This is a genomic window from Vibrio lentus (genome assembly GCF_030409755.1).
Classification (GTDB): domain Bacteria; phylum Pseudomonadota; class Gammaproteobacteria; order Enterobacterales; family Vibrionaceae; genus Vibrio; species Vibrio lentus.
Genome location: NZ_JAUFQE010000002.1, coordinates 642,311 through 663,659, shown reverse-complemented (window position 1 = coordinate 663,659; position 21,349 = coordinate 642,311). Strand labels below are relative to the sequence as shown.

Below are 21,349 nucleotides of genomic sequence, written 5' to 3'. Positions count from 1 at the left end.
AATTATGATGCCAACGTATTGATTCTTGGTTGCTCAAAAAAAATACTTTCTGATCACGTTGACGCCCCTATATCTGGCAACTAGATTTTTCTATTAGTGTCTAAAACAGGAGGTCATTGAAATGAAACGTGCTAGCTCTACATATCGATTGCAACTGATTAAGGAAGTGGCAACTCGCCGAGATCGTCAATGTTCCAATGACCCGATGGCAAGCTACATACAAACCCTAATAGATAACAAAGACGAGAGTGACTGTTCTGTTGAACGCAACCACAGATTCAGTGGCAGCCATTTCGATGAGCACATAGGCGGTTGGGTTAGCGACCACTGGGGTAGTAAGTAGGCTATAAGCTCATAAGCGAATAAGCCAGCAAAACCGCTATAGAATTTATCTCCGCATTAACCTATTATCTGCAACAATTTTCCTTCATTGAGTAAGCAGAAAGTGTCTGAGTTAAAAAGAGAAAAAGAAGTGATGGTTGCCTTCCAAGTGATCCCTCGCGTTAAAGAAGGCAACAATTTCGAAGTGGTTGATAAAGCGATTGAAGTAGTGAAAGCAGCTGATGTCCCTTTTCAAATTGGTGCGATGGAAACCACAATGAAAGGTGAGCTCAACCAATTACTCGAGATCGTTAAAAAGGCTGAGCAAGCTTGTTACGATGCAGGGGCTGTCGAAGTCATCACCAACATTAAGATTCATAGTAAAACCACCGAGGCCGATGATACATTTTGCACCTACCATCGTGGTGTAACGAAAGCGAATCACATGTTTGTTTAAGAAGACGTTCATTTAAGAACTTGTTGGCTTACGAAAATGTGACTAATGAGAAAGACTCTGATGAACCAGTGATGTTATTGAAAAGGCATGTCCGAAAGGTGAGAAAGGATTTCCATTCGCTCTTCTTCTGACATCGAATGCCAATCACGCGCACTCCCTTCAGGGTCATCTTTCGCCCCAATCGGTTTTCTATCCAGTGCTTTGACTGGTTTTTTTTTGATTTTCACGTCCTTTTTATTCATACCGACACCACTCCTTCTGGTACAAAGGTACCTACTTTAATATTACACCCCAACCATTATGTAAAGTAATAGTTACTTCGGAGTTAAATAAAAACTCAATAGTTATTGTTTAGCCGAAAAGATCTCTTTGGGGACTTGTGTTTCCCTCTTCTTCTTCAGGCTTACCAACCAAGTTGTTTTGCTTCATTATTTTTCTTCTATAGCGCTGACGGCATAATTTTATGACATGCAACTGCTCCGCAGATGTCATCGACATCCAATTAAAGCGCTCTTCTCTTTTGCGCATACAGCCATGGCAATAGCCTTTTTCATCGCTTGAGCAAACCCCAACACAAGGGCTTGGAACTTGGAAAAACTCTAACTGCTCCACCCTGTCTCCTTACACATCGAAATTAAGCTTACTAATTCAAAAATAAGCGATTAATTTGTCGCCAGACCGATTAAATCCATACTAAACTATGACCTTATACTGACACATATAGTGTTTTGTAAACTATACTTTGAACCCATCAAGTTACACATATTCAGTAACTTCGTTCTTTCCTTTGGAGCCTTATAATATGAAGTTTAGTTCAAAAAAATTACTAGCAGTAGCCGCTTTACCTATGATGTTAGCAGCATGCACAACAACAGGTGATAACGCGATGCAAGTAACGCCAACCGATCTACAGCACCATAATTGGGAACTTGCGCAAATTGATGGCAAGGACATTGAGAAAAGCGAACATCAAGCGACTCCTCGCCTAGAGATCGGCGAGAAGCTGACTGCAAACGGCATGGCTGGTTGTAACAACTTCTTTGGTCAGGGCGAATTGAAAGACGGTCAATTCCGTATCAAGCAAATGGGCATGACAATGAAAATGTGTCACGGCTCTGCGATGGAAATCGAACAATCGGTTTCAGCAACTCTAAGCGAGTGGAGCGACGTAACCCTAACAAACGATACGCTAGTACTTAAAAACGATGTACACACACTAACGTACACAATTCGTGACTGGGTAAACTAATCCGTCATTGAAAACAGATATCGATTCAAGGAGCCTTCATGGCTCCTTTTTTATTGCTTGCTCGACAGCCCAATGCATTCAAAACACCACTTATCGCCTGCTTTTCATACCAACCTCCAATAAATATCAAAAAAACCTCATTTAGGTGCAATTAATTCACCGCTTCAACGGTCTGTTGCTAGGATGGCAGAGGCTCCTAGTAATTGATTGAATTTACTATTGAATTAGAAATTATTTCAGAAACAGATAGAATAACTATTAGGGAGTTCGAAAATACAATGCTCTTGCCCGTTCACTACCAAATGGAAAAGTTTATGAACAAGATAGTAAGTACGTTAGGAATCATGGCAACCGTTGCATACAGCGCAACCATTTATGCTGATGAAGCAACATCAACCGATAGCTGGAACCAAATTGAACAGCAGGCAGAGGGAGAAACTGTCTACTTTCACGCTTGGGGCGGAAGCCAAGAGATCAATCGTTACCTACAATGGGCAGGCAAGAAGTTACAGAGTGACTACGGTGTTACCTTAAAGCATGTCAAAGTAACCGATATTGCAGAAACCACCACTCGCTTACTTGCAGAAAAAGCGGCAGGCAAGAACAGTGAAGGCAGTGTCGATATCGTTTGGATTAATGGTGAAAACTTCCGTTCGATGAAAGACAACGCGCTGTTGTTTGGACCATTCACGGAATCACTTCCAAACTGGCAGTACGTTGATAAGTCTTTACCGATTGATGTCGACTTCTCTGAACCGACAGAAGGCCTAGAAGCACCATGGGGCGTTGGGCAACTTGTGTTTATCCATGACCAAGAGACGCTGCACAATCCGCCACAATCTTTCTCAGAGATGTTGAGCTACGCTCAAGCTTTCCCTAACCGCTTAAGCTACCCTCGCCCACCTGAATTTCACGGCACCAGCTTCATCAAGTCTCTACTGATTGAGCTCACAGACAACAACCCTGCACTTGCTAAGCCGGTTTCAGAAGACAACTTCCAAGAAGTTACAGCACCACTGTGGGCTTACTTAGATAAATTCCATAAAGTGGCATGGCGTGGTGGCAAACAATTCCCAGCAGGCACATCTGAAAGTATCCAACTTCTGGATGATGGTCAGCTCGATTTAGCCATTACCTTTAATCCAAACTCTGTGTATTCAGCACAAGCGAGTGGCCGATTAGCGGAAACCACCAAGGCTTATGCATTAGAAAGCGGGGCTCTATCTAACATCCACTTCCTTGCGATTCCTTGGAATGCTAATGCAAGTGCTGGCGCTCAGGTAACCATCAACTTCTTGTTGAGCCCTGAAGCACAATCACGCAAAGGCGACCTTAATGTTTGGGGCGATCCTTCAGTGTTGAGCAGCAAGTACTTAACCGGTAGCGCTAAAAACACCCAACAATTTAAATCAATTGATGAACCGCACCCTAGCTGGCAAAACGCGCTCGAGAAAGAGTGGCTTAAGCGATACGGTAACTAAACTTCATGCTACGCGCTCTATATTTGGTTGTTATAGCTGTGTGCATTATCCCTACGATTCCTGGGGTAGCGGGAGTAGTGGCCTCGTCACTGAGTTTCATCCCGCCCCTAGGTTTAGAGGAGCCCTCACTCAACGGTTTTAACCAAGTCTTCCAATGGGTAGGGGCTTGGCACTCGATTGGCTTAAGCCTAGGTTCAGCGATCGCCAGCAGCTACATTGCCTGCTTCCTGACTTTTTGTATTCTTCAAGCATCTTGGGGAAACAAGTTTTGGAGAAAGATTGAGTTAACGCTATCGCCAATGCTTGCTATTCCGCATGTTGCTTTCGCCATTGGCTTTGCTTTTCTATTTAGCCCAACGGGGCTTAGCGCAAGAGCCGTGCACCACATACTCGGCGAATCGGCTACCAGTTCTGAATTAGCTTTGTTGGTCAAAGACCCTTACGCGTTCGGTCTCATCATCATGTTGGCGCTCAAAGAAGTCCCGTTCTTGTTGCTGATGAGCATATCGATACTTCAACAAATCGATGTCGAACGCATCACTAAGGTCAGTGCCTCTCTGGGTTATAGCCGTGCTCAGATCTGGTGGAAGTGTATTTTCCCACAATGGTTTACCAAGCTTCGCTTCCCTATGTTGGCCGTGCTTGCTTACAGCGTGTCGGTTGTCGATATTGCTTTGATCATTGGCCCAACTAACCCGCCGACCTTTGCCGTTTTGGTATGGCAATGGTTTAACGACCCAGACCTTAACTTATTGCCACGAGCAGCCGCTGGCGCCATCGTTTTATTTGGTTTGGCTTCGTTGATCATCGCCTTAGCGCGTTTAATCGAATGGGCAATTCTGAAGTACTTTAGAACTTGGCAATACTCAGGCAGAACAGGTACTAACCTTCCAGGAAAAACGATCTTCGCAGTGCTTGCTGCATTGTCACTGCTGATCATTCCACTAATGGGGACTTGGAGCGTCGCCCAACGTTGGCGTTTCCCTGATTTACTTCCAAGTCGCTACAGCATGCGTTTTTGGGAATTTGAGTGGGATGGCATCATGAGCACCGTCGGGCAAAGCTTATGGATTGGTCTGATTGCGGCTTCAGTCGCTTTGTTGCTTGCGCTGGTTGCTCACGAATACAGAATCAAATACAAGTGGCAAGTTCCGGGCTTCATTATCGCTATCCCAATGTTGATACCTCAACTCTCGGTGTTGTTCGGCATGCAAGTAACCACGCTTTATATCGGCAGCAGCGCCTATGAGTTCTGGGTAATTTGGGCACACGTATTCTTCGCCTTCCCATTTGTGTATTTATCTTTAGATGGCCCTTGGAAAAGCTTCAATGACGGCCTAATAAAAGCTTCACTCAGTTTAGGAAAGTCGCCATTTCAAAGTTGGTACTCCATTAAGCTGCCGATATTGCTGCCTGCTATCGCCTTCGCTTGGGCGGTCGGGATCAGTGTGAGTTTGGCTCAGTACTTGCCGACATTGATGCTCGGCGCAGGTCGCATTAGCACGATCACCACAGAAGCCGTTGCCCTAACCAGTGGTTTCGACCGCAGGGTAACCGCAATTTATGCTATCTGGCAGGCCCTATTGCCTCTGTTCTTTTTCTCTTTAGCGATATTAGTCAGCCGACTTCAACTCAGATATCGCCGTCTTACTTTTAAAGGTTTTCTAACGAATGAGTCTGCATCTCAACGACCTCGCCATCCGTAAAACCGATGGAGATTCGCTGTTCTCAGCGCTAAACGTAACATTAGAATCTGGCCAAATACTTGCTTTGATGGGGCCGAGTGGCTGCGGAAAGTCGACCTTACTGGATGCGATTGCTGGTCACTTAAGTGAAGAGTTTTCGTATTCTGGTACCGTTGTGTTGAACAATATTCAGCTGGATAACCTACCTTCACATCAGCGTGAAGTCGGTATTCTTTTTCAAGATGACTTGCTGTTTCCGCACCTCAAAGTATGGGAGAACTTGGCGTTCTCTCTGCCTAATTCAGTTAAGGGTTCCGCTCGCCAACAACAAGCGATGGCCGCATTAAAAGACATTGAGCTGACCCACTTGGCAGAGTCTTTCCCTGATCAGATATCCGGTGGCCAACGAGCAAGAATAAGCTTAACTCGTATGCTGTTAGCAAAGCCTAAACTCGCCCTGCTTGACGAACCGTTCAGTAAGTTAGACCAAGAGCTCAGAGCGCAATTTCGCGATTGGGTGTTTGAACAATTGACGAAAGCGAATATCCCTACGTTAATGGTGACGCACGACGAAGCTGATGTACCTCAAGGGGCGCAAGTGCTGTCTTGGCCATGGAGAAGTCATCATGCTGGATAAGTACTCCATCAAGGTCATTAAGTGGCCATTAAACCAATCAGCTAAGTTACTGAGTCAATTCGGTATCACAGCCAATCAGACCACCCTATTTGGATTTTTGGTCGGCTGTTTAGCGTTTCCTGCCTTAGCATTTCAACAATATGAGTGGGCGTTAGGCTTCATTGTATTCAACCGAGTGTGTGACGGGCTTGATGGCGCTTTGGCTCGAATCCAAGGCATAAGTGATGCGGGCGGCTTCCTCGATATCAGCCTAGATTTCCTTTTCTATTCGTTAATTCCTTTTGGCTTTGTGATTGCGAACCCAGAGCACAACGCCATTGCCGGTGCGTTTTTGATCTTCTCTTTTATCGGCACAGGCAGCAGCTTTTTAGCGTTTGCGGTGATGGCAGGCAAACGAGGCATTGAAAACCCAGTCTATAAACATAAGTCTCTTTATTACATGTCGGGATTAACCGAAGGTACAGAAACCATTGCTTGTTTCATTGCCTTTTGTATTTGGCCGCAACACTTTGCCGTTATCGCTTATACCTTTGGTGCAGCTTGCTGGCTGACTACGTTTATGCGTATTTATTTTGGGTTCCAGACCCTCAAGACTCAGCAAGAGAGTTAACAATCTAACGACAAAAACGAGATACAAAAACGCCGCTCAATATGAGCGGCGTTTTTTCTAACTGATGTTTAGAATCAATTAAGCGTCAGCAGCAGCGCTAATCTTAAACCTCAGTACCTTGAGACTCGAATCAAGATCGACATCAACAAACTCAGGCGGGTTGTCTAGGCGCTCAATAAACTCAACGCTAGGTGCTTCTTCTGCCATCGTCTCAATTAGGAAGTTTGGTGATACTGCTGGTGAGTTTACACACGCGATCACTTCACCACCTTCTGTTAGAAGCTCAGGCAAACGACGTAAGATCTTTTTGTAATCTTTAGTGAGTGCGAAGCTGCCTTTTTGGAATGACGGCGGATCGATGATCACTAGCTCGTATGGACCGCCTTTCTTGATTTTTCCCCACGACTTAAAAATATCGTAGCCAAGGAAGTTAACCGATCGCATGTCGTGCTCATTCAGACGGTGGTTATCACGACCTTTATTCAACGAACCGCGAGACATATCCACGTTCATGCATTGACGAGCGCCACCAGCAATAGCCGCGACAGAGAAACCACAAGTGTATGCGAACAGGTTAAGAACGTTCTTATCCTTAGCATTGTCTTGTACCCACTGACGACCATTACGCATATCTAGGAACAGACCAAAGTTCTGGTTGCGGCCAATGTCTAATTGGTACTTAAGACCGTGCTCAACCACAACCGGAGAGTCATTTAACTCACCCCATAGAACCTCTGAAGGCGCACCATCGGCATAACGGTGTTGCAGAACAATGCTGGTGCCCGGCTTTGATTGCCAGATGTCTTTATTGGTCAAGTCAACCAATCCAGCTTTAAGAGATGACAAGAACTCATCGTCTACTTCTTTAAACACGTTAACCAGTAGCTGTCCATCAACCCAATCACATGTCAGTTGCTCTAGACCAGGCCAAAACTTACCGCGACCGTGAAAGATACGACGCAGTTCATTCGGCACTTCATTAAGTTGCTGTTCAATATGACTAAAAAACAGAGGTAAAGCTGATGCTTCCATTATTTCACTCACTTAGTATTTAGCTTCGGCCAAGTTAATGACCAAGGTTCAAGCCAACTGTCTAAACCTGCAGACACGGTCTCTTGATGCCACTTCTCACCTAAGGAATCGAGGTTCCTTGGGTCGCAGACATATTCGTAGGCTTGTGATTGATAGGTAAATCGAATCGCGAAAGCATGCAGATATCCTCTGTCAGCCTCACTCGATGGATTATAAATAGGGTCACCAACAATGGCTGAACCGATCGACTTCATCGCAACACGAATCTGGTGTGTGCGCCCCGTATAGGGTTTGCATAACAGCAGACGCTCACCGGGTTCAGCGGTTGCAGATAAAAACTGGGTAATCGCTGGATTTTCTTTACTTGTCAGAAGCTTCCAACTTGAGCGTCGTGAACGCTCCATATCACCTGAGATCAACCCCTGCTTTTTCTTTGGCTTCTTCGAACCAATCGCAAGGTAGTACTTCTCTACTTCACGCTTTGCGAACAGCTGTGAAAGCTCACTCGCTGCCGAGGCATTCTTTGCTAACAGCAGAATACCTGAGGTCATTTTATCGAGGCGGTGAACGAGATATAACTTCGGCTCATTAAGCGCATTAGCGACTTCTTGCAGCAGCATGGTGTCACCATCGTCTTTGTGGACGCTGACTCCTGGGTGCTTATTAATGAGTAAAAAATCTGAATGGTTCAGAAGAATGTCGAACATGTAAAGGCTAGCTCCATTGTAGAGCGTGGAGTATACCGTGTCTGAACCCAGATTCCAGCTACGAAAAAGCCCAACTAACTCAATAAACATTGAATCATTGGGCTTCTTTTTAATTATTCGCTTTCGGTAATAGGCTTTTAGCCCCTATCGAATACGAACTAAGTACTAAGCAAGCTTGAACTTACCGACTAATGCTTCTAGTTCAGCAACCTTGGCGTTCAAGCCCAACGTATTTTCAGAACTGCGAGTCGCTAGTTGCAAGGATTGCTCTGAGATATCACTGATCGCGGTAATATCCGCAGCAATTTCTTTGGTCACAGCCGTCTGTTCTTCTGCCGCAGTCGCGATAGAGTTGACCATGCTTTGTACATTGCCAGCACCGCTAACAATTGCTTCTAGAGCCGATACTGCCCCTGTACTTTGCTCTACACCAATTTCAACTAAACGACAGTTGTCTTGAGTGTAAGTCACAGCTTCTTGAGTACCAGACTGAATCGATTGGATGATACCAGACACCTCTTGCGTTGCTTTGGTGGTTCTTTCAGCCAACGCTCTTACTTCGTCAGCTACCACGGCAAAACCACGTCCAAACTCACCAGCACGTGCCGCTTCAATCGCCGCATTCAAAGCCAACAGGTTGGTTTGCTCAGCAATGTCTTCGATCACTTTAATCACGCTACCAATTTGTTCACCATGCGAACCTAGCGTGTTCATCTGTACCGACATGTCACTCATTTGAGCAGAGACTTGTTGAATGCTTGCCACCATCTCTACAATCACATTACGGCCATCTTCTGCTGAAGACTCAGAACGTCGAGCTTCTTCATAAGTAGAGGTGCCCTGCTGAGCCACTTCAGAGATCGTCAAACTTAGCTCTTCCGCTGCTGTTGCAATCAGATTCGCTTTATCCGCTTGTGCCGACGCACCAGAAACGATGTCATGACTAATCGACGACAGTTCTCCGGTAACCGATTGAACTTGGTTGGTCACAGAAGAGATAGAACCCAATAGATCCACCAATGATTTCTGCATCTGGTTGATCGACTGAGCTAAATCAGCCAGTTCATCACCAGAATCATCAACGATATCACCTGCCGTTAAGTCACCATTTGCCACACGTCGCGCTACTTGTTCAACGCGAGTTAAACGGTTAGTGATAGAGCTAGACAATACATACGCAATCACACTACCAAATACAATCGCAATGCCAGACAACACCATAATGGTACGTTCAATCGTGGTAAACGACTCGGTTAATACAAGCAGTGATTGCTCTGTATCAGCACGCTCACTTGCTGATGCTTGATCCAGTAAGTTTTCAACTGGGATTAGGTTGCTCTCATACAAAGAACGAAGCTGCTGGATATTCGATAACAGCGCAGATTCATCGTTGATCTTAGGTACAAGCCTCGATTCAAACTCTTGAGTAAAGCGTCCCATTAGCTCTTCGATTCGCTGAACACGACGATGGTCTTCTGAGCCTCGACTCTCCAAACGTTTTGCTTCTGCGATGGCTTGAGCAAACTCGTTCTTATTCGAGCGGTAATCATTGAGTGCATTGTCGACCTGAATAATCGCACCTAATGCATCTCGGTAGACGTCTCCTGCTTCATCTATCAGAACAAGGTAAGTCACCGTACCCGGCACATCGTCCATTCTAATTTCATCAGCGCTCTTGTGAGCCCCAATCACTTCTATCCATACAATACTGACTAACGTGACAAGCACCGCCAATATAGAGCCAAAACCGGCATACAGTTTCTTTCTCACTGACAATTTCACACAACACCTACCTAAAAAATACAGGCTCAATTGGCCTAACCGATAAGTATATCGGCTATCACACGGATAACTTTAGTGAATGTAAGTGTTTTATTTTTCGATGATAATTAAGTTAATAACATAAAAAAAACGGGAGCCTATGGCTCCCGTTTCTTAACTTACTTTAACTCGCGATTGTAGCTTCTTAGAATTATGGTTTCTTAGAACTATAGCCTCTTAGAGATAATCGCAGAGCCAGCAATGATACCAATACCTAGTAGCATGATTGCACCTTTACCGCTGTCGAAGCCAGAAGAGATACCCATGAACGCTACGATAGCGATAGCTACTGGGATGATGTACTTAACTAGTGTGTACCATAGACCGAATAGTGGGAAAGATACTTCACCGTCGTTAGTGATTTCTTTCTCTAGGTCAGCACGGTTTAGTCTCCAACCAGCGAAGATACATACCAACATACCGCCAACTGCTAGGAAGATCTTATCTGTTAGTAGGTCGAAGATATCGAATGCGCCAGTACCAAACAATGTTGGACCGAATCCGCCAAGTGATAGAGAAGCGAAGATACATAGAATCGCCATTACGACACTCGCAGACAGTACAGCTGTTACACGCTTCATGCCTTTCTCATCGATTAGGTACGAAACCACAACTTCAAGTAAAGATACTGAAGAAGTTAGTGCCGCAACACTTAGACCAACGAAGAACATAAGAGCAAATAGAAGACCAACTACGCCGCCCATTTCAGCGAATAGCTGAGGAACAACAACGAATACTAGACCAGGACCAGCTGCTGGTTCCATACCGAATGCGAACATTGCAGGGAACATTGCAACACCAGCTAGGATAGCTACGCCTGTATCCATCGCAGTAACCATTGCAGTAGTTTGAACTAGGTTCTCTTTCTTCTTAAGGTAAGAACCGTATGTCAGCATACAACCCATACCAAGACTTAGTGAGAAGAATGCTTGACCTAGTGCAGCTAGGATTACACCGCTGTCTACTTTAGAGAAGTCAGGGCTGAATAAGAATTCAAGACCACCATCGCGCCCGGAAGCATGATGCCTTTGATTGATACCACGATAAGGATGATGAAAAGAAGTGGCATCAGAATCTTACCCGCTTTCTCAATACCGCCAGAAATACCCTTCATAACGATGACAACGTTAAGTAGTAGGTATAGGCCCATCCACATAAGTGGTTGAACTGGGTTTGAGATAAAGCCACCGAAGCTGTCGCCGATTGCTTCAGGTGCGTCCAGTAGACCACCAGCAATCTTACCGATGTATGCGATAGACCAGCCACCTACTACAGGGTAGAAACCCATGATAAGTAGACCACTGACTACGCCGATAACACCAGCGAACGTCCAACGACGGTCAGTCGATTTAAATGCACCTACTGCTGATTTTTGCGTATGACGGCCAATCGCAAATTCAGTCAGCATGACACTGAAACCAATGAAGATTACAAAAAACAGGTAAATTGCAACGAATGCACCGCCGCCACTTTCACCTGCTGTGTATGGGAATTTCCAGATGTTACCTAAACCAACAGCAGAACCTGCTGCAGCCATTACGAATCCTAATTTCGAACCCCAGGTATCGCGGGGTGTTGTGGTTGTATTACTAGTAGCCACGTGTACTCCAAACTTTTGTGTTATGTGATGTTGTGTTTTGCTTTGGGTGGCGTCTTTAAAAGATAAGGTGTATAAAAAAATTTACACACCTAAAAGATTTGATTGACGCTCGTTATATAGCAAGTAAACCAGTTTAAGAATAAAATTGGAAGCGCGAACCGTACATATTTCGTTACCAATGTAAATTTTTATGGTTAAATGCCGACTTTTCATACAAAACAATCGTTTTCGTCTTAAGTTAACCAAAACTTAACAACTATAACCTGTTTACAGCTTTAGCTCTAATTTGTAAATAGTTGATTCCTTAAATTCCCATATCCGCAAAATAGCATTACTATCTAAGTGTCTCTTTTTTCGAGTAATCAATGTGGAAAAGCTCTACCATTTTTTAACTTTGGCTTCTGTTGCTTTGTACTGGATCCTCGTAGCCGGTGTGACTTTCCGTGTCGTACTAAAACGACGCTCTGTGAGTGTTTCTCTCGCGTGGCTGATGGTTATCTACATTATCCCGATTGTCGGAGTGGCTTGTTACTTCCTTTTCGGTGAGCTAAACCTAGGAAAAAAAAGGGCTGAGCGCGCACATCGCATGTTTACTCCCTTTGGTGATTGGTTCCGACAATTAAATGATTGTCAGCTCCACCTTCCCGGTAAAGTTGGCTCCCCTATCCACAAGATCGATGAGCTTTGTAACAACCGGATGGGCATTCCTGCGCTCAGTGGAAACACACTTTCTCTGCAATCTTCACCCAATGAGATCCTACACGCAATTATCGAAGATATAGAAAATGCCCAAACCAGTATCAAAATGGTTTTCTATATTTGGCACCCTGGCGGTCTAACGGATTCAGTCGCATCGGCTTTAATACGAGCGGCGAAGCGCGGCGTTGATGTTAAAGTTTTGCTCGATTCTGCAGGTAGCCCTCGCTTCTTCAAAAGCCATTGGCATTCAATGATGAAAGACGCTGGCGTTCACGTTGTGCAAGCATTAGAAGTTAGCCCTTGGCGTATTTTTTTACGACGTCTCGATTTGAGGCAACACCGTAAAATCATTGTCATCGATGAGACCATTGCCTACACAGGCTCAATGAATATGGTTGACCCTGCCCATTTCAAACAGAGCTCAGGTGTTGGTCAATGGATCGACGTCATGGTGCGCGTGACTGGGCCAACAGTTAATGTTTTATCTGCGATTCATGGTTGGGATTGGGAAGTTGAAACGGGCGTACGCATTCTTCCAGATCTACCTGAGTGTGCTGTCGAAGAAATAAAGACTCATCACCCTGTACAAGTGGTTCCGTCTGGTCCGGGTATGCCGGAATATTTGATCTTGCAAGTGCTGACCATTGCGATTAATCAGGCTAATCACTCTGTTCGTATCACTACGCCCTACTTTGTACCCAGTGCCGACTTATTAGAGACACTAAAAATGACCGCGCAGCGTGGTGTGAACGTTGAACTGATCATTCCACACAACAATGACTCTTTGATGGTCAAATGGGCTTCTCGCGCGTTTTATACCGAACTGCTTGAAGCTGGCGTCAAGATCTATGAGTTTTACGGAGGCCTTCTTCATACCAAGTCAGTAGTCATCGATGAAGAGTTCTGCTTGATCGGAACGGTCAATATCGACATGCGCAGCTTGTGGCTGAACTTTGAAGTGACGCTTGCCGTTGATGATGTGCACTTCACTCAACAACTATCCGAATTACAGCAATCCTATATTGATTCTTCTCATCCCGTTGAATTGGAAGAATGGGAAAAAAGGAATCTGAGAAACCGTTTCTTTGAAAGGCTTTTCTACTTATTTAATCCGCTCCTCTGACGTAAACAAAGTCGCGAACACATCGAAACATCAAGATCTATCACGACTTTTATATCTTTCGCTTTTTAGCCTTTCATTGAAAAACTTACTGAAAAGTTAAAAAGCGAAAGAAAACCGTAAAAACTCCGCCTCTCCTCTTGCTTTGATGCCTCCTCGCGTGTTTTAAATAGGACATAACCGTTCGATAAGGAATTCACAGCATGTCCGAAAGCAAAACCACCAAACTCATCACTGCAGGCCGTGATAAGAAGTGGACCAATGGCGTCGTAAACCCACCCGTGCAACGCGCTTCAACTGTTGTTTTCAACACTGTAGAAGAGAAACGCAAAGCGACCGTTAATCGCGCTAACAAAACACTTTTCTACGGACGCCGTGGCACCACGACTCATTTCGCATTTCAAGATGCAATGGTTGAAGTTGAAGGCGGTGCAGGCTGTGCTCTTTACCCTTGTGGTACTGCAGCCATCTCAAACGCAATCTTATCGTTTGTTGAAACCGGCGATCACATCTTAATGGTCGATACCTGTTACGAGCCGACCCGTGATTTCTGTGACACCATCATGAAAAAGATGGGCGTAGAAACGACTTACTACGAGCCAACGATTGGCGAAGGCATCCAAGACCTTATCAAGCCAAATACCAAGGTACTGTTTACCGAGTCTCCGGGTTCAGTGACCATGGAAGTTCAAGATGTTCCAACCCTAGCTCGTATTGCTCACGAACATGACATCATCGTTATGCTTGATAATACTTGGGCGGCTGGTGTGAACTTCTCACCATTTGATTTCGGTGTTGATATCTCGATTCAAGCCGCGACTAAATACATCGTGGGTCACTCTGATGTAATGCTAGGCACAGCTGTTGCCAATGAGAAGTGCTGGGATCAGCTGCGAGAGCAGAGTTACTTGATGGGACAGTGCGTATCTCCAGATGACGCTTATCTTGGTCTTCGTGGTATTCGAACTCTGGATGTTCGACTTCGCCAACATGCTGAAAGCAGCTTAAAAGTCGCGAAGTGGTTAGAAACACGCCCTGAGGTTGACCATGTTCGTCACCCTGCCCTTGAGTCTTGCCCCGGTCATGAATTCTTCAAACGAGATTTCACTGGCGGTAATGGCCTGTTTTCATTCGTTCTGAAAAATTCAAACCCACAAGCGACGACAGCCCTACTTGATGGTATGACACACTTCAGCATGGGTTACTCATGGGGTGGATTTGAGAGTTTGATTCTTGCTAATGAACCAAGCAGCTTTAATAGCCTAAGAACCGTCGCGAATCCGAACTTCGAAGGTACTTTGATTCGTGTTCATATCGGCTTAGAAGATGTCGATGATTTGATTGCCGATCTCGAGGCTGGCTTAGAGCGTTACAACGCTTTGGTTTAAGTTAAATAATAAACAAGCTTCTACAAAAAAGGCAGGATTCATCCTGCCTTTTTTATTTCAGTAAATTCTTAGCGTAAACGTTATATAACTACTTCTGGACCTTGAAACATACCCAATTAAAAATTTCGAAGCGGTTTTTATTAAATAGATAAAGTGAGTCCTCGGTAACAATAGCAGAGTAGTCAACATTCAAACCCTCATACGAACTATACTCTTGATTAATAACAGGGTCATCAGTTTCAGTTGTTGGCGAATAATCAACAATAGAGATAGACAACTCTCCATCTTTTAACGAATAACGACCAGAGGAATGGTGCTCCAATTTACTTACTTGACCATCCTTCCCTTCAATCTTCACCGACTCGGTAATCATAAACGTATCATCGGATTGGAAAGTAAAAGTCATACGTTCATACAAGGATTGATAAGGTTGAAATGCCTGCGTCATAAATCCTGTTTTAATGGTTTTACAATGCCAACGAGTGCCCGCTAATTCGTTCCTATCAATCATGAAACTTGCCGCTGTCAGTACTAATATCACTAGTAAACCAATTATTCGCAAAAGTAACTCCTTTGAGCCATGTAGGTTACAAGTGAATCAAAAGCTGACTCAACTTCGAAAATTGATGAAATATAGTTAAAAGCTTCACCATTTTCCCTCTGAACTAACATATACATAGCATCATTTTCTGGTTGGCTAACCGACGGATAGATACGGACAAAGACATCGACATTACAATGACTAGGAATCACTTGTATCAGCTTCTCAGTGATGGCGGGCAACGAGTAGGCTTCATTGCGCACAATGTGGAAAAAGTAGTGATTGGTTTTGTGCACGAAGCTGTCGCGATAATCACTTTTATCAACAAAGTATGGGACTGGTTGATAATAAGCCTGAAGAACATTAAATAAACTAACTAACACACAGACAAAGGCTAAAAAGTAGCCCGCACTGACTAAATGGCGATGTACAAAAAGCTTCAAGATCGACGAAGTAGCCTTAGCTGAACCATTCGTACTATCTGTCGACAACGGAGTTTCCCTAACGTCTTCAACGTTTCGTATTACAGGTGTAGACATAACATGGTTTTGATCATCTAACGGCTTTTTATCCGGTGACTTGCTTGATGTTTGTATTTGATTTGTCACCGCTGACAGCGGCTTAAGCTCTGCTTGAGAGGATACTATCGGAGACGTTTCTGACAAGAAGTCCGCATCTGGGGTTAGCGCTTTGGGCTCTGCAATTATAGGTTTAAATGATCCCTCGATCTCCAGAGAATAACCCGTTTTACTGACGGTACGAATCGTCGCACAACCGCAGGTAACTCTGTTAAGTGTTTTTCTAAGCTTTGAGATCACGTTGGTCAACGCTTGCTCAGAGACAATAACATCACCCCAACACTTCTTGAATATCAGACCTCGTTCAATGCATTCGCCGACGTTTTCTAACAAGAACAGGAAAACCTTCCCTTCTAACGGCGCGATAGTTTCTACGCGGCCATCCTCACGCAAAAACTGCCTAAGTAAAGGATCATAGCTAGCATCACATATTTGGTAGTTTTGTTGATTCACTATCGTTGTCTACATTAGAATTCGGCCGCATATGATATTGAATAGTTTATAAATGGCCAGTGAAATTTCCAGTTTTCACTCAATTATTTCGCGACGATAAATAACAATTTTATTTATATGGGCAGTCAATCATATGATCGTTAACCATTCCTGTAGCCTGCATAAACGCATAACAGATTGTTTCCCCTACAAACTTGAAGCCTCTTTTTTTCAAAAACTTGCTCATCGCTTTTGATTGCTCGGTAGAAGCTGGAACTTGAGACATCTCTGTCCATTGATTATCAACCACCTTGTTATCAACAAACTGCCACAACGCATTAGACAGAGAACCGAACTCCTTTTGAAGCTCAAGTGTCGCTCGGGCATTATTATAGACGGAGGCGATCTTGCCCTTGTGCCTAACCACATCAAAGTTCTCAATAACGTTTGCAACATCATCTTCGTTCATCGACGAGAGTTTATTAAGATCATAATTATCGAAAGCTGCACGATATCCTTCTCGCTTCTTAAGTATCGTGATCCAGCTAAGGCCTGCTTGTGCCCCTTCTAAGGTAATGAACTCAAACAAAACTTGGTCATCATAAACCGGTACACCCCATTCCTTATCGTGATACTCCCTTTCAAGCTCGTGCTTAAGCGCCCATGCACATGTTCGATCCGATGCAGCTATTTCCATTTTAAGCCTCTCTATTTAGGGTCTGTTGGTCGTTAGCAATAGCCATTAGCCATTAACAAAAAATAATGCCCCATTAAGGGGCATTCATTCTTAGGGTAACTGATTTTACCTTACTTCAATTTTATGAAATAAACGGTAAAGCACAGGAACAACAATTAGTGTCAGTACTGTAGCAAAGCCCAAACCAAACATAATGGTTACCGCCATTGGTTTAAAGAAGATATCAGGCAGTAGTGGGATCATACCTAGAATGGTCGTGATCGCCGCCATACATACCGGACGTACACGACTCAATGCCGCATCCACAACCGCTACATACGGATCTTTACCTGACTTCATTTCAATCCCAATCTGATCGAGCAATACAATACCGTTCTTGAGTAGCATTCCCGATAGACTCAAGAAGCCTAATAGCGCCATGAAGCCAAAAGGCGTGTTCAAGGCCAGTAGGCCCGTCGTCACCCCTATCAAGGCAAGTGGTACGGTTAGCCAAACAATCAGCGGCTCTTTCACTGAGTTGAACAGGAACACAGTGATCAAGAACATGAACAAGTAACCCAAAGGCATCGTCGTAAACAATGATGCTTGCGCATCTGCCGACGATTCATATTCACCACCCCATTCAAGTGAATAACCCGGTGGCATCTCGATCGCTTCAATTTTTGGCTGCAAACGCTTTTGAAGCGTTGATGCTGTCTCTTCACCCAATAAGTCCGGGTCAGCCATAACCGTTAGCATACGCTTACGGTTCTTACGAATGATCAACGGGTCTTCCCACTCTAGTTCGTAACCTAACGTTACTTGCTGTAGCGGAATGTACTCACTTAATGCAGGGCTCCAAATTTTCATTCCTTCGATGTTACGAATATCAATACGCTCATCTTCCGGCAATCGTGCCACGATAGGCATCAGCGTCGTACCATCACGGTACACACCAATCGACTTACCTGAGAATGACATCGCTAGGAAATCATCAACGTCAGACTTCGTAATACCGTAACGACGCGCTTGGCTTTCATTGAACTGAGGCTCTAACACCTTAGTTCTTTCACGCCAGTCATGACGAACGTTATAAGCACCTGAATCCGCACGCATCACATCCATTACTTGAGAGGCAATAGAACGAAGAATCGTTGGATCGGAACCGACAATACGAGCTTCAATCTTCGCGCCGCCGCCTGGACCTAATTCAATCTGTTTAAGTTTGTAGTCAATCTCAGGGAATTGCGTATCAACATGTTCACGGAAACGAAGCATAAGCGCTTCAAGTACTTCATAGCTCTTTACACGAACCGTTATTTCGCCGTACGCGCTATAACTTTTCTCCGGTGAATAGGTCAACATAAAACGCTGTAAACCTTTACCCGCAGTGGTTGTGATGTGCTCGGATTCCTCTTGCTCCGATAACCAGTTTTCCAGCACTTTAAGTTTGGTGTTGGTCGCTCGGATATCCGTCCCTTCAGGCATCCATACATCGACTTGGAACATTGGTGTAGTAGAAGATGGGAAGAAAGCTTGTTTTACAAAACCAAAGCCGTAAACGCTCGCACCCAAGCCGATAACCAAAACAAACATGGTTAACCAAGCTCGTTTCATACAAAACTCTAGGAAGTTTTTGTAGATAACGAAAACCATCCCGTTGTATGGGTCTTTGCCTTCACTCTCAGGATCAATCTTCTGACCTTTGAAGAAAATATCTGCGAAAAATGGGGTAATCGAGATTGCAGTAAACCAACTCAACATTAATGAGATCAGCAGAACCGTAAACAAGGTGCCACAGTATTCGCCCGTCGAGTCTTCAGATAAACCGATTGGAGCAAAAGCCGTAACAGCAATAACAGTAGCACCGAGCAGTGGCCATTTTGTTTGAGTGACGATATCGGTGGCGGCCTGCATCCGGGATCGTCCCTTTTGCGTGCCGATCAATATCCCTTCCACCACCACAATGGCGTTGTCCACCAGCATCCCCAAGGCAATAACCAATGCGCCTAGTGAGATACGTTGAAGATCGATTTTGAAGTACTGCATGAAAATGAAGGTACCGAAAACGGTCAATAGCAGTATCAAACCAATCAACAAGCCGGAGCGAAGCCCCATAAAGAACAGTAGTACGATAATTACGATGGCAACCGCTTGTCCGAGGCTGACAACAAAACCACTAACCGATTTATCCACTTCTTTTGGTTGGTTATAAACCTCAGAAATGTCTATCCCAACGGGTTGTTGATATTTGAGCTCAGCCAAACGTCGGTCAAAGGCTTCACCTACCGCCACCACGTTCACACCTTGAGCAAAGGACACCCCGAGGTTGAGAGCCAGTTTTCCGTTGTAACCAATGATATTGGTGGGTACTTCAACATAACCGCGTGTCACGTCGGCAACATCTTTTAAGTAGATAAGCCCTTGCGCGCCACCTTCAGTTAGAATCAAATCGCCAAGTTGTTCAACGTTTTGAAATTCTCCCGTTGGGTGGATACGTATATACTCATCGCCTATCCGGACTGCGCCAGCACTGGATACAATATTTTGGGTCGATAGTAGATTGAAGACGGTACTTGGAGAGATCCCAAGTGAGCTTATCCGTTTCATCGATATCTCAATGAAAACTTGCTCTTGCTGTTGACCGGAAACAGAGACTTTACTGACCCCATCAACCAATTCCAACTCTCGCCTTAGGTAATCAATATAATCGAGAAGCTCTTTATAACTGTAACCATCCCCCGTCACGGCAAGCAAAATACCGTAAACGTCACCGAAGTCATCAATGACCTGAGGATCATTCACCCCGGGCGGTAATTCCACCTTGAGATCGTTCACCTTACGACGCAATTCATCCCAAATTTGCGGAAGATCGTCGGGGCCATAGTTGTTTTTCATGGTGACCGTAACCTGTGACAGGCCACGACTTGAAATAGAGTTAACTTCATCCACATAAGTCAGCTGTTGTATCGCCTTCTCTAGTGGGTAGGTCACTTCCTCTTCCACTTGTTGCGGAGTAGCACCAGGATACGAGGTAACAACCATTGCATCTTTAATAGTGAAGGCTGGATCTTCTAAACGACCCAAGCCAAAGAATGCAGAAACACCACCAATCAGAAAGATCAGCGATAGCATCCAGCTAATGACTTTATTACGTATAAAGTAAGACGCGACACCTGTGATCTGGTCATCACCTTGCGGAGCGTCATTTTGAGGCTTGTTATTCACTTCACTCATCGTTCGTCTCCTGAGGCAATACTTCCACTGTCATTCCATCACGCAATCGTGATACGCCCGCAACAACGACATGCTGCCCCATTTCTAATCCTTTAATAATTTGTAATGTAGTCTGGTTTGCTTTGCCTAACACGACTTGCTGCTTAGAGACAGTATCGTCATCGTTAAGAACCCATACATAAGAATTTGTACGAGAGAGGTCATCCCCATCGGCGTTGAACACCGCTTCAATTGGGATAAGCACGCCAGCCTTCAGCTCGAGACCGATATCTCTGCCGTGCGAAGTTACTTCAACCGCCATACCATCAAGAATCAAATCATCTTTAGGCATCGGTAATGCTAACGTTACGGTGAACGTCCCAGTGCTTGGATCGGGCTCAGTCGTAAACTCTTTTATTCCAGCCGGGTACTCATTGCCGCTTGGCACCCTCACTAAAGCTTCAACGTTTGACAAGATCGTCTCATTGGGTTGGTTTACGTAGATTTGATCCGGAAGTTGTATAATAACTTCCACATCTTCAACGCTGTGAATGTTCACGATCTGTTGGCCAACTTGAATATTTTCATATTGATCAACACTGACACGCGAAATAATCCCATCAACAGGGGCACGAAGTTTAGTAAACGACAAACGCAGTTTTGCCAATTCAAGTTCGGCGTAAGCAATTTGGCGTTGAGCTGCAATTTCATCAAACTGAGACTTAGCCAGTAAGCCTTTTTTAACCAAAGGGCTAGAACGTCTGTATTGGCTATCAATTACTGTGTATCTCGCTTGAGCGTTGTCCACATCTAATTGGTAATCAGTCGGATCAAGCTCAGCAAGAATGTCGCCCTCTTTTACGCGCTCGCCTTCTTTAACATCCAGCTTAAATATCTCACCTGCCACTCGAAAGCTAAGGTGGGCTTTTTCAGCTGCGTTTGCGACGGCAGGGAAATAGAGTTTGTCATTAAAGTCGAGAACCGAAATTTCGATTGCTTTGACGAGAGGAAGCTTGTCAGATTCAGTGCTAGCCTTGTCTTTACAAGCCGTCAGCAAAGCTAGACAGGATAGGCCGAGAGCCATTTGAATTGTCTTCAT

At 44.6% G+C, this 21,349-nt stretch carries 19 protein-coding genes and 1 pseudogene; 9 read left to right on the top strand and 11 right to left on the bottom strand.

What is annotated here, in order from left to right:
* Positions 1-121 precede the first annotated feature (121 nt).
* Together QWZ07_RS11420 and QWZ07_RS11415 are read left to right on the top strand one after the other, a co-directional pair.
* On the top strand, positions 122-343 hold the full coding sequence (locus QWZ07_RS11420; RefSeq protein WP_017105698.1) for a hypothetical protein: 222 nt from the start codon (positions 122-124) through the stop codon (positions 341-343).
* 132 nt (positions 344-475) lie between these two features.
* Positions 476-778 (top strand): thiamine-binding protein, encoded by a 303-nt coding sequence (locus QWZ07_RS11415; RefSeq protein ID WP_032501079.1) that lies wholly within the window; start codon positions 476-478, stop codon positions 776-778.
* Between the two features lie 74 nt (positions 779-852).
* Here the strand turns inward: QWZ07_RS11415 and QWZ07_RS11410 are convergent, their stop codons facing one another.
* Complete coding sequence (locus QWZ07_RS11410) at positions 853-1,020, bottom strand: hypothetical protein (protein WP_162929981.1); 168 nt, start codon at positions 1,018-1,020, stop codon at positions 853-855.
* A gap of 109 nt (positions 1,021-1,129) precedes the next feature.
* Positions 1,130-1,390, bottom strand: a complete 261-nt coding sequence (locus QWZ07_RS11405) for a DUF1289 domain-containing protein (protein ID WP_017109882.1) — start codon at positions 1,388-1,390, stop codon at positions 1,130-1,132.
* Positions 1,391-1,580: 190 nt separating this feature from the next.
* On the opposite strand from QWZ07_RS11405, the gene QWZ07_RS11400 reads away from it, so the two are divergent.
* The 5 genes from QWZ07_RS11400 (at position 1,581) to QWZ07_RS11380 (ending at position 6,440) form a co-directional block, all read left to right on the top strand.
* Positions 1,581-2,027 (top strand): META domain-containing protein, encoded by a 447-nt coding sequence (locus QWZ07_RS11400; RefSeq protein ID WP_065103809.1) that lies wholly within the window; start codon positions 1,581-1,583, stop codon positions 2,025-2,027.
* A gap of 314 nt (positions 2,028-2,341) precedes the next feature.
* Positions 2,342-3,508, top strand: a complete 1,167-nt coding sequence (locus QWZ07_RS11395) for an ABC transporter substrate-binding protein (RefSeq protein ID WP_102485150.1) — start codon at positions 2,342-2,344, stop codon at positions 3,506-3,508.
* A 5-nt stretch (positions 3,509-3,513) separates the two neighbouring features.
* A complete protein-coding gene (locus tag QWZ07_RS11390) occupies positions 3,514-5,214 on the top strand; it encodes an ABC transporter permease (RefSeq protein WP_192852739.1) in 1,701 nt (566 codons plus the stop codon).
* Positions 5,180-5,830 carry an ATP-binding cassette domain-containing protein gene (locus QWZ07_RS11385; RefSeq protein ID WP_192852738.1) on the top strand — a complete coding sequence of 217 codons (651 nt, stop codon included), beginning with the start codon at positions 5,180-5,182 and terminating at the stop codon, positions 5,828-5,830. The genes QWZ07_RS11390 and QWZ07_RS11385 overlap by 35 nt, the downstream gene beginning before the upstream one ends.
* Positions 5,820-6,440 (top strand): CDP-alcohol phosphatidyltransferase family protein, encoded by a 621-nt coding sequence (locus tag QWZ07_RS11380; RefSeq protein WP_065103813.1) that lies wholly within the window; start codon positions 5,820-5,822, stop codon positions 6,438-6,440. Before QWZ07_RS11385 ends, QWZ07_RS11380 begins: the two co-directional genes overlap by 11 nt.
* 78 nt (positions 6,441-6,518) lie before the next feature.
* On the opposite strand, the gene QWZ07_RS11375 is transcribed toward QWZ07_RS11380, so the two are convergent.
* From QWZ07_RS11375 to QWZ07_RS11360, 4 genes and pseudogenes are all read right to left on the bottom strand, one after another.
* Positions 6,519-7,472 carry a class I SAM-dependent methyltransferase gene (locus tag QWZ07_RS11375; RefSeq protein WP_192852737.1) on the bottom strand — a complete coding sequence of 318 codons (954 nt, stop codon included), beginning with the start codon at positions 7,470-7,472 and terminating at the stop codon, positions 6,519-6,521.
* A gap of 8 nt (positions 7,473-7,480) precedes the next feature.
* Entirely contained in the window at positions 7,481-8,179 is a 699-nt protein-coding gene (locus tag QWZ07_RS11370; protein WP_048664117.1) for a TIGR01621 family pseudouridine synthase, read from the bottom strand.
* 165 nt (positions 8,180-8,344) lie between these two features.
* Positions 8,345-9,961 carry a methyl-accepting chemotaxis protein gene (locus tag QWZ07_RS11365; protein ID WP_192852736.1) on the bottom strand — a complete coding sequence of 539 codons (1,617 nt, stop codon included), beginning with the start codon at positions 9,959-9,961 and terminating at the stop codon, positions 8,345-8,347.
* A gap of 206 nt (positions 9,962-10,167) precedes the next feature.
* Positions 10,168-11,600, bottom strand: a pseudogene (locus QWZ07_RS11360) (sodium-dependent transporter).
* A 367-nt stretch (positions 11,601-11,967) separates the two neighbouring features.
* Here QWZ07_RS11360 and cls point away from each other — a divergent pair.
* Positions 11,968-13,422 carry a cardiolipin synthase gene (gene cls / locus QWZ07_RS11355; RefSeq protein ID WP_076671410.1) on the top strand — a complete coding sequence of 485 codons (1,455 nt, stop codon included), beginning with the start codon at positions 11,968-11,970 and terminating at the stop codon, positions 13,420-13,422.
* 200 nt (positions 13,423-13,622) lie between these two features.
* Complete coding sequence (locus tag QWZ07_RS11350) at positions 13,623-14,807, top strand: cystathionine beta-lyase (RefSeq protein ID WP_076671408.1); 1,185 nt, start codon at positions 13,623-13,625, stop codon at positions 14,805-14,807.
* Between the two features lie 88 nt (positions 14,808-14,895).
* Here the strand turns inward: QWZ07_RS11350 and QWZ07_RS11345 are convergent, their stop codons facing one another.
* From QWZ07_RS11345 to QWZ07_RS11325, 5 genes are all read right to left on the bottom strand, one after another.
* On the bottom strand, positions 14,896-15,369 hold the full coding sequence (locus tag QWZ07_RS11345; RefSeq protein WP_192852735.1) for a hypothetical protein: 474 nt from the start codon (positions 15,367-15,369) through the stop codon (positions 14,896-14,898).
* Entirely contained in the window at positions 15,360-16,379 is a 1,020-nt protein-coding gene (locus QWZ07_RS11340) for a winged helix-turn-helix domain-containing protein (RefSeq protein WP_192852734.1), read from the bottom strand. The genes QWZ07_RS11345 and QWZ07_RS11340 overlap by 10 nt, the downstream gene beginning before the upstream one ends.
* Positions 16,380-16,488: 109 nt before the next feature.
* Positions 16,489-17,055: a DNA-3-methyladenine glycosylase I gene (locus tag QWZ07_RS11335; RefSeq protein WP_102384161.1), complete on the bottom strand. Its 567-nt coding sequence runs from the start codon at positions 17,053-17,055 to the stop codon at positions 16,489-16,491.
* A gap of 105 nt (positions 17,056-17,160) precedes the next feature.
* Positions 17,161-20,271, bottom strand: a complete 3,111-nt coding sequence (locus tag QWZ07_RS11330) for an efflux RND transporter permease subunit (protein WP_192852733.1) — start codon at positions 20,269-20,271, stop codon at positions 17,161-17,163.
* On the bottom strand, positions 20,264-21,349 hold the full coding sequence (locus QWZ07_RS11325) for an efflux RND transporter periplasmic adaptor subunit (protein ID WP_192852732.1): 1,086 nt from the start codon (positions 21,347-21,349) through the stop codon (positions 20,264-20,266). Before QWZ07_RS11325 ends, QWZ07_RS11330 begins: the two co-directional genes overlap by 8 nt.

What these genes read in the sequence shown, in the direction of transcription:
- QWZ07_RS11420 (WP_017105698.1), top strand. Translation starts at nt 122, where the DNA reads ATGAAACGTGCTAGCTCTACATATCGATTGCAACTGATTAAGGAAGTG.
- QWZ07_RS11415 (WP_032501079.1), top strand. Translation starts at nt 476, where the DNA reads ATGGTTGCCTTCCAAGTGATCCCTCGCGTTAAAGAAGGCAACAATTTC.
- QWZ07_RS11410 (WP_162929981.1), bottom strand. Translation starts at nt 1,020, where the DNA reads ATGAATAAAAAGGACGTGAAAATCAAAAAAAAACCAGTCAAAGCACTG.
- QWZ07_RS11400 (WP_065103809.1), top strand. Translation starts at nt 1,581, where the DNA reads ATGAAGTTTAGTTCAAAAAAATTACTAGCAGTAGCCGCTTTACCTATG.
- QWZ07_RS11395 (WP_102485150.1), top strand. Translation starts at nt 2,342, where the DNA reads ATGAACAAGATAGTAAGTACGTTAGGAATCATGGCAACCGTTGCATAC.
- QWZ07_RS11390 (WP_192852739.1), top strand. Translation starts at nt 3,514, where the DNA reads ATGCTACGCGCTCTATATTTGGTTGTTATAGCTGTGTGCATTATCCCT.
- QWZ07_RS11385 (WP_192852738.1), top strand. Translation starts at nt 5,180, where the DNA reads ATGAGTCTGCATCTCAACGACCTCGCCATCCGTAAAACCGATGGAGAT.
- QWZ07_RS11380 (WP_065103813.1), top strand. Translation starts at nt 5,820, where the DNA reads ATGCTGGATAAGTACTCCATCAAGGTCATTAAGTGGCCATTAAACCAA.
- QWZ07_RS11375 (WP_192852737.1), bottom strand. Translation starts at nt 7,472, where the DNA reads ATGGAAGCATCAGCTTTACCTCTGTTTTTTAGTCATATTGAACAGCAA.
- QWZ07_RS11370 (WP_048664117.1), bottom strand. Translation starts at nt 8,179, where the DNA reads ATGTTCGACATTCTTCTGAACCATTCAGATTTTTTACTCATTAATAAG.
- QWZ07_RS11350 (WP_076671408.1), top strand. Translation starts at nt 13,623, where the DNA reads ATGTCCGAAAGCAAAACCACCAAACTCATCACTGCAGGCCGTGATAAG.
- QWZ07_RS11335 (WP_102384161.1), bottom strand. Translation starts at nt 17,055, where the DNA reads ATGGAAATAGCTGCATCGGATCGAACATGTGCATGGGCGCTTAAGCAC.
- QWZ07_RS11330 (WP_192852733.1), bottom strand. Translation starts at nt 20,271, where the DNA reads ATGAGTGAAGTGAATAACAAGCCTCAAAATGACGCTCCGCAAGGTGAT.
- QWZ07_RS11325 (WP_192852732.1), bottom strand. Translation starts at nt 21,349, where the DNA reads ATGAAGACAATTCAAATGGCTCTCGGCCTATCCTGTCTAGCTTTGCTG.